The organism is Mycobacterium sp. MYCO198283 (assembly GCF_021213805.1).
In the GTDB taxonomy this organism is placed as follows: domain Bacteria; phylum Actinomycetota; class Actinomycetes; order Mycobacteriales; family Mycobacteriaceae; genus Mycobacterium.
Window position 1 is genome coordinate 762,553 of the sequence record NZ_JAJQJI010000001.1, and the last position, 15,015, is coordinate 777,567.

General features: G+C 72.6%; 16 protein-coding genes. 2 read left to right on the forward strand and 14 right to left on the reverse strand.

Going from position 1 to position 15,015, the window contains the following annotated elements:
• Positions 1-73: 73 nt before the first annotated feature.
• The 13 genes from lysS to LV457_RS04035 all read right to left on the reverse strand — a co-directional run bounded on the left by lysS (position 74) and on the right by LV457_RS04035 (position 12,612).
• Complete coding sequence (gene lysS, locus LV457_RS03975; RefSeq protein ID WP_232169129.1) at positions 74-1,585, reverse strand: lysine--tRNA ligase; 1,512 nt, start codon at positions 1,583-1,585, stop codon at positions 74-76.
• A 52-nt stretch (positions 1,586-1,637) separates the two neighbouring features.
• The gene (locus LV457_RS03980; RefSeq protein ID WP_232169131.1) at positions 1,638-2,453 is read right to left on the reverse strand and encodes a type III pantothenate kinase; all 816 of its coding nucleotides are present in this window, start codon (positions 2,451-2,453) and stop codon (positions 1,638-1,640) included.
• 5 nt (positions 2,454-2,458) lie between these two features.
• The gene (panD, locus tag LV457_RS03985) at positions 2,459-2,866 is read right to left on the reverse strand and encodes an aspartate 1-decarboxylase (RefSeq protein WP_232169132.1); all 408 of its coding nucleotides are present in this window, start codon (positions 2,864-2,866) and stop codon (positions 2,459-2,461) included.
• Positions 2,866-3,804, reverse strand: a complete 939-nt coding sequence (gene panC, locus LV457_RS03990) for a pantoate--beta-alanine ligase (protein ID WP_232169134.1) — start codon at positions 3,802-3,804, stop codon at positions 2,866-2,868. The genes panD and panC overlap by 1 nt, the downstream gene beginning before the upstream one ends.
• On the reverse strand, positions 3,801-4,736 hold the full coding sequence (locus LV457_RS03995) for a Rossmann-like and DUF2520 domain-containing protein (protein WP_232169135.1): 936 nt from the start codon (positions 4,734-4,736) through the stop codon (positions 3,801-3,803). Before LV457_RS03995 ends, panC begins: the two co-directional genes overlap by 4 nt.
• 76 nt (positions 4,737-4,812) lie before the next feature.
• Positions 4,813-6,036: a DUF6779 domain-containing protein gene (locus LV457_RS04000; protein WP_232169136.1), complete on the reverse strand. Its 1,224-nt coding sequence runs from the start codon at positions 6,034-6,036 to the stop codon at positions 4,813-4,815.
• Positions 6,037-6,109: 73 nt separating this feature from the next.
• Positions 6,110-6,577 (reverse strand): DUF3180 domain-containing protein, encoded by a 468-nt coding sequence (locus LV457_RS04005; RefSeq protein WP_232169137.1) that lies wholly within the window; start codon positions 6,575-6,577, stop codon positions 6,110-6,112.
• A gap of 1 nt (position 6,578) precedes the next feature.
• Positions 6,579-7,106 (reverse strand): 2-amino-4-hydroxy-6-hydroxymethyldihydropteridine diphosphokinase, encoded by a 528-nt coding sequence (gene folK, locus LV457_RS04010; RefSeq protein WP_232169138.1) that lies wholly within the window; start codon positions 7,104-7,106, stop codon positions 6,579-6,581.
• On the reverse strand, positions 7,103-7,480 hold the full coding sequence (gene folB / locus LV457_RS04015; RefSeq protein WP_232169139.1) for a dihydroneopterin aldolase: 378 nt from the start codon (positions 7,478-7,480) through the stop codon (positions 7,103-7,105). The genes folK and folB overlap by 4 nt, the downstream gene beginning before the upstream one ends.
• The gene (folP, locus tag LV457_RS04020; protein ID WP_232169241.1) at positions 7,480-8,334 is read right to left on the reverse strand and encodes a dihydropteroate synthase; all 855 of its coding nucleotides are present in this window, start codon (positions 8,332-8,334) and stop codon (positions 7,480-7,482) included. The genes folB and folP overlap by 1 nt, the downstream gene beginning before the upstream one ends.
• Positions 8,335-8,354: 20 nt before the next feature.
• Positions 8,355-8,978, reverse strand: a complete 624-nt coding sequence (folE, locus tag LV457_RS04025; RefSeq protein WP_232169140.1) for a GTP cyclohydrolase I FolE — start codon at positions 8,976-8,978, stop codon at positions 8,355-8,357.
• A gap of 25 nt (positions 8,979-9,003) precedes the next feature.
• Positions 9,004-11,304, reverse strand: a complete 2,301-nt coding sequence (gene ftsH, locus LV457_RS04030) for an ATP-dependent zinc metalloprotease FtsH (RefSeq protein WP_232169141.1) — start codon at positions 11,302-11,304, stop codon at positions 9,004-9,006.
• 120 nt (positions 11,305-11,424) lie between these two features.
• On the reverse strand, positions 11,425-12,612 hold the full coding sequence (locus LV457_RS04035) for a serine/threonine-protein kinase (protein ID WP_232169243.1): 1,188 nt from the start codon (positions 12,610-12,612) through the stop codon (positions 11,425-11,427).
• A gap of 64 nt (positions 12,613-12,676) precedes the next feature.
• Here LV457_RS04035 and LV457_RS04040 point away from each other — a divergent pair, with 64 nt between their 5' ends.
• Both LV457_RS04040 and LV457_RS04045 read left to right on the forward strand, forming a co-directional pair.
• Positions 12,677-13,609 carry an alpha/beta fold hydrolase gene (locus LV457_RS04040; protein ID WP_232169142.1) on the forward strand — a complete coding sequence of 311 codons (933 nt, stop codon included), beginning with the start codon at positions 12,677-12,679 and terminating at the stop codon, positions 13,607-13,609.
• Positions 13,610-13,635: 26 nt separating this feature from the next.
• The gene (locus LV457_RS04045; RefSeq protein WP_232169143.1) at positions 13,636-14,415 is read left to right on the forward strand and encodes an SIMPL domain-containing protein; all 780 of its coding nucleotides are present in this window, start codon (positions 13,636-13,638) and stop codon (positions 14,413-14,415) included.
• On the opposite strand, the gene hpt is transcribed toward LV457_RS04045, so the two are convergent.
• A complete protein-coding gene (hpt, locus tag LV457_RS04050; RefSeq protein ID WP_232169144.1) occupies positions 14,416-14,991 on the reverse strand; it encodes a hypoxanthine phosphoribosyltransferase in 576 nt (191 codons plus the stop codon). It abuts the gene before it with no gap.
• Positions 14,992-15,015 lie beyond the last annotated feature (24 nt).

Below are 15,015 nucleotides of genomic sequence, written 5' to 3' on the forward strand. Positions count from 1 at the left end.
AGCGATGCTCCCCGACGGCACCAATCTGCCATATCACCCCGAAGCGTTCAACAACGCCCCTGGAAAAGCCAGCTCAGTTGCCGTGTCGCCGAACAATGGGGAACAACTGGGTCTCGCGAATTCCGTGCCCGGTCAATGCCATCAGCAAGCGGTCGATACCCATTCCGGTGCCCGTGCAGGGCGGCATGCCGTACTCCATCGCCGCCAGGAAATCCTCATCGAGCACCATCGCCTCGTCGTCGCCGGCGGCCGCGGCGCGGGCCTGGGCGGCGAAGCGCTCGCGCTGGATCACCGGGTCGACCAGCTCCGAGTAGCCCGTCGCGAGCTCGAACCCGCGAACATACAGGTCCCACTTCTCCGTCACCCCCGGGATGCTGCGGTGCTGCCGGGTCAGCGGGGAGGTCTCGACGGGGAAATCCTTGACGAACGTCGGCGCGTGCAGCTGCCGGCCCACCAGGTGTTCCCAGAGCTCCTCGACCAATTTGCCGTGGCCGTAGCCGCGGTCGGTGGGCACCTCCACACCCAACCGCTCGGCGTGCGCGCGCAGCGACGTCACGTCGGTTTCGGGTGTGATCTGTTCGGAGAGTGCGGCGGAAAGTGACGGGTACATCTCGAGGGTCGCCCAGTCGCCGTCGAGATCATAAATACTGCCATCGGCCAGCGGCACTTTCCGGGTGCCGAACGCGGCGTCCGCGACCTCCTGAATCATTTCGCGGATCATGCGGGCGGAATCGTCGTAGGTGCCGTACGCCTGATATGTCTCGAGCATCGAGAATTCCGGCGAATGCGTCGAATCGGCACCCTCGTTGCGGAACACCCGATTCAGCTCGAAAACCCGCTCCAGACCGCCGACCACGCACCGCTTGAGGAACAGCTCGGGCGCGATCCGCAGGTAGAGATCGGCGTCGAGGGCATTGGAGTGCGTCACGAACGGCCGCGCGGCCGCCCCGCCGGCGAGGGTCTGCAGCATCGGCGTCTCGACCTCGAGGAAGCCGCGCCGCTCGAGGGCATCGCGCAGCGCGCGGACCGTCGCCACCCGCTGCCGCGCCATCGTGCGGGCGGCGGGCCGCACGATCAGGTCGACGTAGCGCTGCCGTACACGGATCTCGTCGCTGAGCTCCTTGTGCGCCACCGGCAGCGGCCGCAGCGACTTCGACGCCAGCTGCCACCCGTCGGCCAGCACCGACAGCTCCCCGCGCCGCGAGCTGATGACCTCGCCGTGCACGTAGACGATGTCGCCGAGGTCGACGTCGGCCTTCCACGCGTCGAGCGCCTCCTGCCCGACGCCGGCGAGGCTGACCATCACCTGCAGCTGCGTGCCGTCGCCCTCCTGCAGCGTCGCAAAGCACAGCTTTCCGGAGTTGCGGGCGAAGATGACGCGGCCCGCGACGCCGACGACCTCACCGGTGGCGGTGTCGGCGGCCAGCTCGGGGTGGGCGGCGCGGACCTGCGCCAGCGTGTGGGTGGGCCGGATGTCGACCGGATAGGGGTCGCGGCCCTCGGCGATGAGCCGCTTGCGCTTGGCCTGCCGGATCCGGAACTGCTCGGGGAGGTCGGCGGCGTCGCTCGCGGGGGTGCTGCTCACGGGCTGCCAGCTTAAATCAATCCGCGGGCGCGCCCGACCACGGCGCACGCCGTCAGCGGGGTTGCCGCAGCCGCCCCCGCTGACTGTCGCGGTTGCGCTCGAACACCATCCGGAGGCCGTCGAGGGTGAGGTGGCGGTCGTGGTGCTGCACCGTCGTCAGGTGCGGTAGCAGCAGCGGGGCGCCGTGCCCGGTGGCGACGACGGCGACGTCGCGCCCGCCGAACCCGTCGACGTCGGCGCGGATACGGCTCACCAGACCGTCGACCAATCCCGCGAACCCGAACACCGCACCGGCCTGCATGCACTCGACGGTGTTCTTGCCGACGACGGACCGCGGGCGCGCCAGCTCGATGCGCCGCAGCGCCGCCGACCGGGCCGCGGCCGCATCGCTGGACACCTGCACGCCGGGCGCGATGGCGCCGCCGAGGAACTCGCCCTTCGCCGACACCACGTCGACGCAGATCGACGAGCCGAAGTCGACGACGATCGCCGCCGACCCGTACTTGTGGTAGGCGGCCAGGCAGTTGACGATCCGGTCGGCGCCGACCTCTTTCGGGTTGTCCACCAGCAGCGGGATGCCGGTCCGGACGCCGGGCTCGATCAGCACGTGCGGCACCGACGGCCAGTACTGCTCCAGCATCACCCGGACCTCGTGCAGCACCGACGGCACCGTCGAGAGCCCGGTCGCGCCGGTGAGCCGCTCGACGTCGTCGCCGATCAGCCCGTCGATGGTGAGCGCGAGCTCGTCGGCGGTGATCTCCGCCTCCGTCCGGATCCGCCACTGCTGCTCCACCGTGGCGTGGTCGCCGGCGCCGGAGATCAGCCCGACGACCGTGTGGGTGTTGCGGACGTCGATCGCGAGCAGCACGCGCGCTACCGCGGCGACACGAGGTCGGACACGCCGGCCGGCACGTACGCCGGGTCGGACCCGAGGTCGACCTGCCGGTTGCGCTCGTCGACGAACACGATCCGCGGGCGGTAGTCGCGGGCCTCCGCGTCGCTCATCGTGGCGTAGGCGATCAGGATCACCAGGTCGCCCGGATGCACCAGATGCGCTGCGGCGCCGTTGATCCCGATGACGCCGCTGCCGCGCTCGCCGGTGATCGCGTAGGTGACGAGCCGGTTGCCGTTGTCGATGTCGACGATGGTCACCTGCTCGCCCTCGAGCAGGTCCGCGGCGTCCATCAGGTCGGCGTCGATGGTCACCGAACCGACGTAGTGCAGATCGGCCTGCGTCACCGTCGCGCGGTGGATCTTCGACTTGAGCATGGTGCGCAGCATCAGTTCCTCCAGGGTTGGTGCGAGTGGCCGTCGGTGCCGACGCCGGGATGTCCTTCGATGGCCGGACCGCCGATGTCGAGCGCGATGTTGTCGAGCAGGCGGGTGGAACCCAGCCGGCCGGCGACGAGCATGCGGGCCGGTCCGTGCGCCGGCGCCGGCTCCAGGCCGGGCCCCCGCACGACCAGGTAGTCGACGGCGAAGGCGGGCACCTCGTCGAGCACCGCCCGTGCCGCGTCCAGCGCGGCTTCGACGCCGCCCTCGGCCTGGTAGGCGCCGGCGAGCAGCGCGGCCGACAGCGCGCCGGCCTGATCGCGCTCCTCGGAGCCCAGGTAGCGGTTGCGCGACGACAGCGCCAGCCCGTCGGCCTCACGCACCGTGGGGATGCCGACGATCTGCACGCCGACGTTGAGGTCGGCGACCATCTGCCGCACCAGCACGAGCTGCTGGTAGTCCTTCTCGCCGAAGTAGGCGCGGTCTGGCCGCACGATCTGCAGCAGCTTGAGCACCACGGTGAGCATGCCCGCGAAGTGGGTGGGCCGGGCGGCGCCCTCCAGCTCGGCGCCGAGCGGCCCGGGATGGACCGACGTGCGGGGGCCGTCGGGATACATGCCCGCCGCCGTCGGGGCGAACACCACCTCGACGCCCTCGGCCCGCAGCAGCTCCAGGTCGGCGTCCAGCGTGCGCGGATAGGCGTCGAGATCCTCGCCGGCGCCGAACTGCAGCGGGTTGACGAAGATCGACACCACGACCACCGCGCCGGGCGTGCGCTTGGCGGCGCGCACCAGCGCCAGGTGGCCGTCGTGCAGCGCGCCCATCGTCGGCACCAGCAGGATCCGCCGGCCGGTGTGCCGCAGCGCGCGCGACACCTCGCCGACCTCGGCCGGCGTGCGGTAGACGTTGAGCTCGCCGGGCGAGAACTTGCGCCTGGGCCGGGTCATTCGATCTCCTCGCCGTCGCCGTGCCGCTGCAGCACCTCGAACACCTCGCGGGGCGCCCGCGCGCGCTGCGCCGTCCGCCACGAGCTCGCCGAATACGCTTGCGCGAGTTCGGTGTCCACATCGGCGAGGGCCCGCAGGTGCCCGGCGACCACGGCGGCGTCACCGCGGGCGACCGGCCCCGTCAGCGCCGCCTGCCCGCGCTGCAGCACGTTCTCCAGCGAGGCGCGGGCCAGCGGGCCGACCACCCGTTCGGCGATGCCGCCCGGCGTGTGCTGCACGAGCTCCTGTCCCAGCAGCTCCTGTCCGCGCAGCGCCTCCCGCAGCGCCTCCAGCGCGTCGGCGACCACGGTCACCAGATGATTGCTCGCGTGGGCCAGCGCGGCGTGGTACAGCGGCCGGCGGTCCTCCGGCACCCGGAACGGCTCGCCGCCGATCTCCAGCACCAGGGCCTGACCGATCGCGTAGCCGACCTCGTCGGCGGCCGTCACGCCGAAGCAGGCGTCGGAGAGCCGCGCGACGTCCTCGTCGGAACCGGTGAACGTCATCGCCGGGTGGATGGCCAGCGGAATGCAGCCCTGCTGGTGCAGCGGTGCGAGGACGGCGACGCCGTTGGCGCCGGAGGTGTGCACGACGATGGTGCCCGGCCGCACCGCCCGGGTGGCCGCGAGGCCCGCGACGAGCGAGCCGAGCTCGGTGTCGGGCACCGCGATGAGCAGCAGCTCGCAGCGGGCGGCGACGTCCTGCACCGGCAGCACCGCCGTGTCCGGCAACCGCCGGCGGGCTCGCCGCTGTGACGCATCAGACACCGCGCTGCAGGCCGACACCACATGGTCGGCGCGCTCCAGCGCCACGCCGAGCGCGGTGCCGACCCGGCCGGCAGACACCACGCCGACCGTCAACCGGGCCGGTCGCAGCCCGTCGAACTGCACCATCGCAGACGACCTCACACGGATTCGCTATACGTTCCAGTCCCGCGTGGCGGGTACCGGACGGTCCGGAGCAGCCTACCTAATCGTCGCGGCGGCGACGACGTCCGCCGCCGCCGGTGGCCGCCCCGAGCCGGGCCAGCAATTCGGCGACGGACTGCCCGCCGGTGTGTTCCCCGGAGTCGGCCTCGTCGTCGGGGTTTCGGTGCCGACGCGGCGGTGGCTGCGGTGGCGATGGAGGTGGCGGCGGTGAATCCGCCGCGGCGTCTTCCGGAGCCGGTGAGTCGGGGGTCCAGTGGCGGCCCCGGCGCGGCCCGGCGGCCGGCGCTTCGGGGGCGGGCTGAGGCTCGGCGGGCGGCCCGGGCTCCTGCGGCGCGAACGGGTCTGCCGACGTCGAGCGCCACGGCGTCGGGCGGTCGTCGCCGTAGTGCCGCTGTCGGCGTTCCGGGGCGGGTGGCGCCGGAGCGGGTGGCGGCGCGGGCGCTTCTTCGGGAGCCGCCACCCAGTTGCTGCCCGGCGTCCCCGGCGGCAGCCACTGCCCTTCGGCCGGTGCCGGCCGCCAGTCGTCGGCGACGGCGGGCCCGGGTTGCGGCGGCGGCGCGGCCGGTCGCTGATACGCGGCGTAGCCCGGTGGCGGCGCGGTGTGCGGCCGCTCCGCATCGCGGCGGTGCGCGCCGCCGCCGGCAGGGTCGGACAGGTCCGGCGGCGGCTCGGGTTCCTCCGGCACGTCGATGATCGGGCTCTCGTCGGTGCCGGCTTCCATGTCGTCGTAGGTGCTCGGCACCCGCGGCGTGACCGTGGTGTCGTCGTCGCGCGCCCAGTCGCTGTAGGCGCGCACCGGCGGCCGCTCGGTCTCGATGGCGGGTCGGCTGACGAGTTCGGTGTCGAAGAGGATCTCGAGGTTGGTGCGCAGCGCGGCCAGCTCGGCCCGCAGCGCCGCGACCTCGTCGGCCGCTTGTGCTTGGGCCTCGGACGCGAGTTCGCGGCGCAGCTGCGCCTCCAGCGTCAGCTCGTACTCGCGGCGGGCGGAGATCTCGCGGTCCAGCTGCAGGTCGTAGACGAGCTTCAGGTCGCGCGCCTTGGCGGCGTCGACGTCGCTCTGGCGGCGGTAGATGACGGACACGAAGGCCGCTGCCACCGCGGCCCAGACCGACAGGATCACGGCGAGCTTGAGGAGCTCGGTCCGGTTCGTGAAGACGAGCGCGGAGCTTGCGCAGATGGCCAGTACCAGCAACACCGTGAGCAGCATCCAACCGGGCCTGCGGCCACCGCGCCTGGTTCGGGCGCCGCGGTACAGATCGGTCATGGGGCGACTGTACCTGCGAGGATCCCCGTGCGCGCCGACCGGCGGCGGCGATTCTCCCGCCGTTGGGGCGAGGTCAATCGGGCTCGGCGGGCGGTTCCCCGGGGGATTCGCAGCAATGCTGCAGCCACAGCGCGGCGACCGTCAGCGCCGCCGCGCAGCACAGCGCGACGACCGCTCCGGGCGTGTCCGCGGCAGCCACTCGCAGCGCGTCGCGTCGCGGGATCAGATAGGCCAGCACGCCGACCCACCAGCCCGTCATGACCGCCCCCGCCCACGCCGAGGCCTTGGCGGCGATCACCGTGCGGGCGACCGCCAGCGGATGCAGGCGCCCACGGCCGGGCCCGATCTCGGCGGCCGCGATCTTCGCGCGCACGAAGCGGCCCCACAGCGCCTCGGCGACCGCCAGCACCAGCAGCGACAGCCCGGTGAACGCGGTGACGGCCGGGAAGGCGTCGTCGTAGACGGCGAGCACCACGAGATAGGACAGCACCGCGACGGCCAGGGCCGCCGCGAGGAGATCGCGTTTGCGGGTCGGCCCCACCTCAGCGCTCCGCGGGGTGGGGGCGCAGTGGCAGGTTCGTCTGCTCGACGCCGCGGCGATCCGCGGGATCGAGCTGCGCCAGGAGCGCCGCGAGCGGAACCTTCGTGTCGCCGACGAGCAGGCGGGCGTCGGGTTCGACGGCCAGCCAGGGCACCAGCACGAAGGCCCGCAGGTGGGCGAACGGGTGCGGCAGGGTGAGCTCCGGATCGCGGACCACCAGCTCGGTGTCGCCGTCGGACACCGTGATCACGTCCACATCGAGCGTGCGCGGCCCCCACCGCTGGTCGCGCACCCGCTCGGCGGCCCGCTCGCAGGCCTGGCCGCGGCGCAGCCAGCCGTACCCGTCGAGCGCCGGGTCCTCGGCGATCAGCACCGCGTTGAGGAACGGCCCCTGCTCGATCCCGCCCCACGGCGGCGTCTCGTACACCGGCGACACCGCCGTCACCGCCGGCCCCAGGTCGTCGACCACCGACTGCAGCCGGGCGAGCCGGTCTCCCAGGTTGGAGCCGATGGACAGCACCGCCCTCACGGTTGGCGGCCCGTCCGGCGCGAGCGGCGTGCCACGACCGCGACGTCGGCGAAGTCCAGCGGGATCGGCGCCTGCGGCTTGTGCAGGACCACTTCGACGGCGTGCGCTCGCTCGTCGGCCATCAGCTCGTCGGCGATCTGCCCGGCGACGGCCTCGATCAGGTTGCGCGGCGGGCCGGCGACGATCTCGGCCGCCCGCTTCGCGATCGCGCCGTAGTCGAGGGTGTCGGCCAGGTCGTCGGTCTGCGCGGCGCGGCGCAGGTCGATCCACACCGTCACGTCGATCACGAAGTCCTGCCCGTCGCGGCGCTCGTGGTCGAAGACGCCGTGGTGGCCGCGCACCGTGAGGCCGCGCAGCTCGATGCGATCCGCCATCAGGCCGTGTTCCCGTCTGCGTCGCCCACGCTCTCCGGCGCGCTCCCGGAAAGCGCGCTGCCCGCGACCCAGGCGGCCGCGACCTTGACCGCGTCGATAGTGCCGCGCACGTCGTGCACCCGCACACCCCACGCGCCGTGCAGCGCGGCGAGCGCCGAGATCACCGCCGTCGCCGTCTCCCGGCCGTCCGGCGGCCGCGGTTCACCGTCGGGCCCGGCGAGCAGCGCGCCGAGGAACCGTTTACGGGAGGCGCCGACCAGCACCGGGAGCCCGGTCGCCACCAGGTCGGGCAGCGCGTGCAGCAGCGCCCAGTTGTGCTCGGCCGTCTTCGCGAACCCCAGGCCCGGGTCGATGATCAGCTGCTCGGCGGCCACACCGGCGGCCGTGGCGCGGTCGGCACCGGCGAGCAGCTCGGCCGTCACCTCGGCGACGACGTCGCGGTAGCCGGGCACCGCGTGCGGCGCGTCGGTGTTCACCGGCCGCCAGTGCATGAGCACCCACGGCACCCCGGCGTCGGCGACCACCCGCGCCATCCGCTCGTCGGCGCGCCCGCCGGACACGTCGTTGACGATGCGCGCGCCGTGCGCGATGGCCGCCTCGGCGACGTCGGCGTGCATCGTGTCGATGCTGACGGTGACCCCGCTCGCGGCGAGCCCGGCGATCACCGGCAGCACCCGCGCCGTCTCCACCTGCGCGTCGATGCGGGTGGCGCCGGGCCGGGTGGATTCGCCGCCGACGTCGATCACCTCGGCGCCGTCGGCGGCCAGGGCGAGCCCGTGGGCCACCGCGCGGTCGGGGTCGAGGTAGCGGCCGCCGTCGGAGAAGGAGTCGTCGGTGACGTTGACGACGCCCATCACCAGGAGCTGTCCCGCGGTCACTTGCGCAGGATCAGATCCAGAGCCTCGGCCCGCGACGCCTTGTCGGTCTTGAACTGGCCCCGCACCGCCGAGGTGGTGGTCACCGCACCCGGCTTCCGCACGCCCCGCATCGCCATGCAGAGGTGCTCGCATTCCACGACGACGATCACGCCGCGCGGCTTGAGCTTGCGCATGATGGCGTCGGCGATCTGGCCGGTGAGACGCTCCTGCACCTGCGGGCGCTTGGCGTACAGGTCGACGACGCGGGCCAGCTTCGACAAGCCGGTGACCCGGCCGTCCTCCCCGGGGATGTAGCCGACGTGGGCGACGCCGTGGAACGACACCAGGTGGTGCTCGCAGGTCGAGTACATCGGGATCTGCTTCACCAGCACCAGCTCGTCGTGCTGCTCGTCGAAGGTGGTCTCCAGCACCGAGTCCGGGTCGGTGTAGAGACCCGCGAACATCTCGTGGTAGGCGCGCGCCACCCGGGCGGGCGTGTCCTGTAGCCCTGGCCGGTCCGGATCCTCACCCACCGCGTACAACAGCTCCCGCACCGCGGCCTCGGCCCGCACCTGATCGAAGACCGGGTAGCGCTTCGTCACGGTCGCAGAGTTGTTGTGGTGGGTCTCGAGCTGCGCCATTGCCACTCTTTCGTTGTCGCGGGTGTCACGCCGGCGGGTGCGGCCGGCCGTTTCCCTCGTTCGCGTCGCCGTGGGCGGGCCGGTCACCGGCCTGCGGAGGACCCTGCTGCGGATACGGCTGCGGCGGGTAGGACCCCGGCTGCTGCTGTCCCGGATGCCACTGCTGCGGCGGGGGCGGATACCAGTAGGGCGGCTGGCTGGGCGGCGGCCAGCCGGGCGCATGCCAGCCGGCGGGTGCGCCGTAATCGGGTTGGGTGGTGCCGGGCGCCGGGTGCTGACCGCCATGGGCGCCGTTGCCGTTGCCGTTGCCGCCGGGCGCGCGCGACCCCTGTGCCTGGGCGGCGTTGGCCGACGCCTGCGCGATGGCCTTCTTGAACGCCGGCTCCGGCACCGGCGGCGGCCACGGCTCGCCGCGCTCCATCGCGAGCTCGCCGGGGGTCTTGATCGGAGGCTTGTCGCTGGGGATCCGGCCGCCGAAGTCGTCGAACACCGTGAGCCGCGGGCGCTTCTTCACCCCGGAGAAGATGGCCTCGAGGTCGGCACGGTGCAGCGTCTCCTTTTCGAGCAGCTCGCCGGCCAGCGTGTCGAGCAGGTCGCGGTACTCGGTGAGGATCTCCCACGCCTCGGTGTGCGCCGCCTCGATGAGCTTGCGGATCTCGTCGTCGATGTCGCGGGCCACTTCGTGGCTGTAGTCCGATTGGGTTCCCATGCTCCGGCCGAGGAACGGGTCGCCGTGCTCGGTGCCGTAGCGCACCGCGCCCAGCTTGCTGCTCATGCCGTACTCGGTGACCATCGCGCGGGCGATCTTGGTCGCCTGCTCGATGTCGGATACCGCGCCCGTCGTCGGCTCGCGGAACACCAGCTCCTCGGCGGCGCGCCCACCCATCGCGAACACCAGCCGGGCGATCATCTCCGACCGCGTCATCAGGCCTTTGTCGTCCTCGGGCACGGCGACCGCGTGCCCGCCGGTGCGGCCGCGCGCCAGGATGGTGACCTTGTAGATCGGCTCGATGTCGGGCATCGCCCAGGCCGCGAGCGTGTGGCCGCCCTCGTGGTAGGCGGTGATCTTTTTCTCCTGCTCGCTGATGATGCGGCTCTTGCGCCGCGGCCCGCCGATCACCCGGTCGACGGCCTCTTCGAGCGCCGGGCCGGTGATGACGGTGCCGTTCTCGCGGGCGGTCAGCAGCGCGGCCTCGTTGATGACGTTCGCCAGGTCGGCGCCGGACATGCCGACGGTGCGCTTCGCCAGGCCGTCGAGGTCGGCGTCGGGGGCCAGCGGCTTGCCCTGCGAGTGCACCCGCAGCACCGCCCGGCGGCCCGCGAGGTCGGGGTTGGACACCGGGATCTGGCGGTCGAAGCGGCCGGGCCGCAGCAGCGCCGGGTCGAGGATGTCCGGCCGGTTCGTGGCCGCGATCAGGATGACGCCCTGGCGGTCGCCGAAGCCGTCCATCTCGACGAGCAGCTGGTTGAGCGTCTGCTCGCGCTCGTCGTGCCCGCCACCGAGGCCGGCGCCGCGCTGCCGGCCGACGGCGTCGATCTCGTCGACGAAGATGATGCAGGGGCTGTTCTGCTTGGCCTGCTCGAACAGGTCGCGCACCCGGGAGGCGCCGACGCCGACGAACATCTCGACGAAGTCGGAGCCGGAGATCGTGAAGAACGGCACACCCGCCTCGCCCGCGACCGCGCGGGCCAGCAGCGTCTTGCCGGTGCCGGGCGGGCCGTAGAGCAGCACGCCCTTCGGGATCTTGGCGCCCAACGCCTGGTAGCGGCTCGGGTTCTGCAGGAAGTCCTTGATCTCGTAGAGCTCTTCGACGGCCTCGTCGACGCCGGCGACGTCGGCGAATGTGGTCTTCGGCATGTCCTTGGACAGCTGTTTGGCGCGCGACTTGCCGAAGCCGAAGCCCATCCGCCCGCCGGTCTGCATGCGCGAGAACATCACGAACAGGCCGACGAGCAGCAGCAGCGGCAGCATGTAGATGAGCAGCGTGCCGAAGATGCTGCCCTGGTTGACGACGGTGTTGGTCTTGACGCCCTTGGCGCTCAGCGCGTCGAACAGCGGGACGGCGTAACCGGTCGGGTACTTGGCGATGACCTTGTCGGAGTCGGCGGTGTCGCCGTTGCCGTTCTTCAGGTCCAGCCGCAGCTGCTGTTCACGGTCGTCGATCTGCGCGTTCTCGACGTTGCCGCCGGTGATCTGCGCCATGGCGACCGACGTGTCGACGGGCTTGTACCCGCGGGTGTCGTCGCTGAAGTAGAAGAACGACCAGCCGAGCAGCAGCACGACCGCGACGACCATCAGCGTGCGGATAAGTGTTTTGCGGTTCATCAAGCATCGGCCCTCGTAAGGCCAGGTCCTTCCAGATACGCAGCGGGTACTTCAGGCTACCGCTAGACCAACGTCCCGTAGTTCCCGACGGGTTTCCGGTGACCGCCCGCGGTCGGCCGTTCAGTCACCCTTCCTCGGGCCCTTGCCGTTGCCCTCGTTGCCCTTGCCCTTGCCCTTTCCGCTGCCCGGCGCGGCGGGCACGGGCTGTTCGACGACCGGGGCGACGGTCGGCGCCTGCGAGGTCGGCGTCGGCGGCGTCGGGGTCGGCGTCGGGGTTGTCGTCGGCGGGGGCGCCGAGCTGGTGCTGACGGTGTGCGGGGTGGTCGACGGCGCGTCGAGCGCCAGCGCCAGGGCGGAGACGACGAACGCCACGGCCGCCGCGGCGGCGAGCAGCACCTTCGTGCGGGTGCTGCGACGCGGGCGCCGCGGCGGCGCGAGCGGTGCCGGCGGGGGGATCGGGAGCGACGTCATGACCTTCGTCGCGGGCCGCGCGGCCGGGGGCGACACCGGGGCGCCCGCGAACGCGGCCCGCAGCTGCCGGGCGTCGGCGAACCGTTGCCGCGGGTCGGTGGCGAGCGCGCGGTCGACGACCGCGGCGAGCTGCGGGTCGACGTCGCGGCGGCGGCTCGCGAGCGGCGGCGGCGGACCGGCCGTGATCGCCCGGGCCAGCGTGCCGGGATGGTCGAACGGGTAGGCGCGCTCGCCGACCAGCGCCTCGTAGGCGGTGACGCCCACGGCGTAGAGGTCGTCGGCAACCGACGCCGGGGCGCCGTTGAGCCGTTCGGGGCTCAGGTATGCGATGGTCCCGACGAGCTGGCCGGTCGCGGTCAGCGCGGCGCCCGCCGTCTTGGCGATGCCGAAGTCGGCGAGCTTGACGCGGTCACCGTCGCCGGTGAACAGGATGTTGCCCGGCTTGATGTCGCGGTGCAGCACGCCCGCCGCGTGCGCGGCCGCCAGCGCGGCGAGCACGTCGTCGAGCACGCTGCGGACGACCTCGGGCCGCAGCGGACCCGCGGCGATGCGGTCGGCGAGCGATTCGCCCGGCAGCCGCTCCATCACGATGTAGGGCGTGCCGTCGTGCTCGCCGTAGTCGTGGACCGCGACGATGTTCGGGTGGTTGAGGGCGGCCGCCGAGCGTGCCTCGTCGCAGAACCGCCGCCGCGCGTCCTGCTGCGCGGTGAGCGCCGGATGCAGCAGCTTCACCGCCACCGGCCGGTGCAGCCGCCGGTCCCACCCGTCGCAGACCTGCGCCATCCCGCCGCTGCCGAGCGCGCCGCGCAGCTCATAGCGCCCGCCGAGCAGTTGCATGGCCGCCGGGTAGCCGCGCCCGCCGCCCCGGTAAACCACCGCCGCGCTGTGATTGGCTGGCGCCATGCAACAGACCGAACGGCTCGTCGACCTCGGGAACGTCACGCTGCGGGTGGTCGAGGCCGGTGAGCCGGGCGGGCCCGTCGTGGTGCTCGCGCACGGCTTCCCCGAGTTGGCCTATTCGTGGCGGCACCAGATTCCGGCGCTGGCGGCGGCCGGCTATCGCGTGCTCGCCCCGGACCAGCGCGGCTACGGCGGCTCCTCGATCCCGGCGGAGGTCGAGGCCTACGACATCCACGCGCTGACCGGCGACCTCGTCGGACTGCTCGACGACGCGGGCGCCGAGCGGGCGGCATTCGTCGGCCACGACTGGGGCGCCCTGGTGGTGTGGCAGCTGGCGCTGCTGCACCCCGAGCGGGTGGCCGCGGTGGTCGGGATGAGCGTGCCGCCGATCCCCCGGCCGCGTAGCCGGCCCACCGAGGCGTGGCGGGCAAAGCTCGGCGACGACTTCTACATGCTGCGCTTCCAGGAGCGCGGCCCCGCCGACCAGGCCATGGCCGCCGACCCCACCGCGACCATGCACCAGCTGTTCGCCGACCTGTCGGCGGGCATCGGCGGCGCATCCGACCCGGACCGCCTGCCGCCGCTGCCGGACTGGATCACCGCCGACGAGGTCGCCCACTACGGCGAGGTGTTCGCGCGGACGGGCTTCACCGGCGGGCTGAACTGGTACCGCAACTACGACCGCAACTGGGAGACCACCGAACACCTCGCCGACGCCCGCATCGTGGCGCCGGCGATGTTCCTGGGCGGCAGCGCCGACCCGGTGCTGCTGTTCACGCGGCGCGACCGCGCGGCGGAGGTGATCGGCGGGCCGTACCGCGAGGTGCTGCTGGACGGCGCCGGGCACTGGGTGCAGCAGGAGCGGCCGCAGGAGGTCAACGACGCGCTGCTGACGTTCCTCGACGAGACGGTGCGTTCGGGCCGAAACCGGTGATGCGGTGAGGCGCTAGGGTGCCAGCCATGGTCCGTGTGCGCCGCTTCCTCGCCTGTCTCGCCGTCGGGTCGTCGGCCGCCACGCTGGTGGCCTGCGATGCGCCGGGCGGCTCGGGGTCGCTCACCCCGAGCGCGGACAACCGCCAGGTCACCGTGGTCGGCGAGGGCACGGTGTCGGGCACGCCGGACCTGCTGAACGCGTCGGTGGCCGTCGAGATCGCCGCGCCGGACGCCCGCACCGCGATGGACCAGGCCAGCGAGCGTCAGCAGCGGGTCATCACCGCGCTCACCGACGCCGGCGTCGACCGCAAGGACATCAGCACCGCCCAGTTGAGCCTGCAGCCGCAGTACGGCCCGGCCGCCGACGCGACGGGCAGCACCACGCAGAGCACCGGCACCCCGGTGCCGCCCGCGCCCAACGGCCAGACCATCGTCGCCTACCGGGCCGTCAACGGCATCGACGTCACCATCCGCGACATCCGCGACGCCCCGCAGGTCATCGCGATCGTCACCAACACCGGCGGCGACGCCATCCGCATCAACTCGGTCGGCTACACGTTCAGCGACGATTCGCGGCTGGTGCAGGACGCCCGTGCCCGCGCCTTCAACGACGCGAAGGCCCGCGCCGAGCAGTACGCCAAGCTGTCGGGGCTGTCGCTCGGGAGGGTCATCTCGATCTCGGAGTCGGGTGGCCCGCCGCCGGTCGCGACGAAGACGCCGGCGCCCGCGATGAGCGAGGCCGTGCCGCTCGAACCGGGTCAGCAGACCGTGTCGTTCGCCGTCACGGTCATCTGGCAGCTGGACTGATCAGGGCTCGTAGACGCGCGGCTCGAGCGTGCCGATGAACGGCAGGTCCCGGTAGCGCTCGGCGTAGTCGAGGCCGTAGCCGACGACGAACTCGTTGGGGATGTCGAAGCCCACGAACGCGATGTCGACGTCGGCGCGCACGGCGTCGGGTTTGCGCAGCAGCGTGCACACCTGCAGGGAACGCGGCCGCCGCGTCGCGAGGTTGCGCAACAGCCACGACAGGGTGAGCCCGGAGTCCACGATGTCCTCGACGATCAGGACGTCGCGGTCGTGGATGTCGCGGTCGAGGTCCTTGAGGATCCGCACGACGCCCGACGACGACGTGGACGAGCCGTAGGAGCTGACGGCCATGAACTCCAGCTGCACCGGCAACGGGATGGACCGGGCGAGGTCGGTGACGAACATGACCGCGCCCTTGAGCACCGTGACGAGCAGCAGGTCCTGTCCGCCGCTGGTGGCGCGGTAGTGGTCGGCGATCGCGGCCGCCAGTTCGGCGGTCCTGGTGTCGATCTGTTCTTTGCTGAGCAGTACCGACTTGATGTCATCGGGATAGAGCTCCGCCGATTGCTCCTGCACGCCCTCAGCGTGCCATGCGCGCGC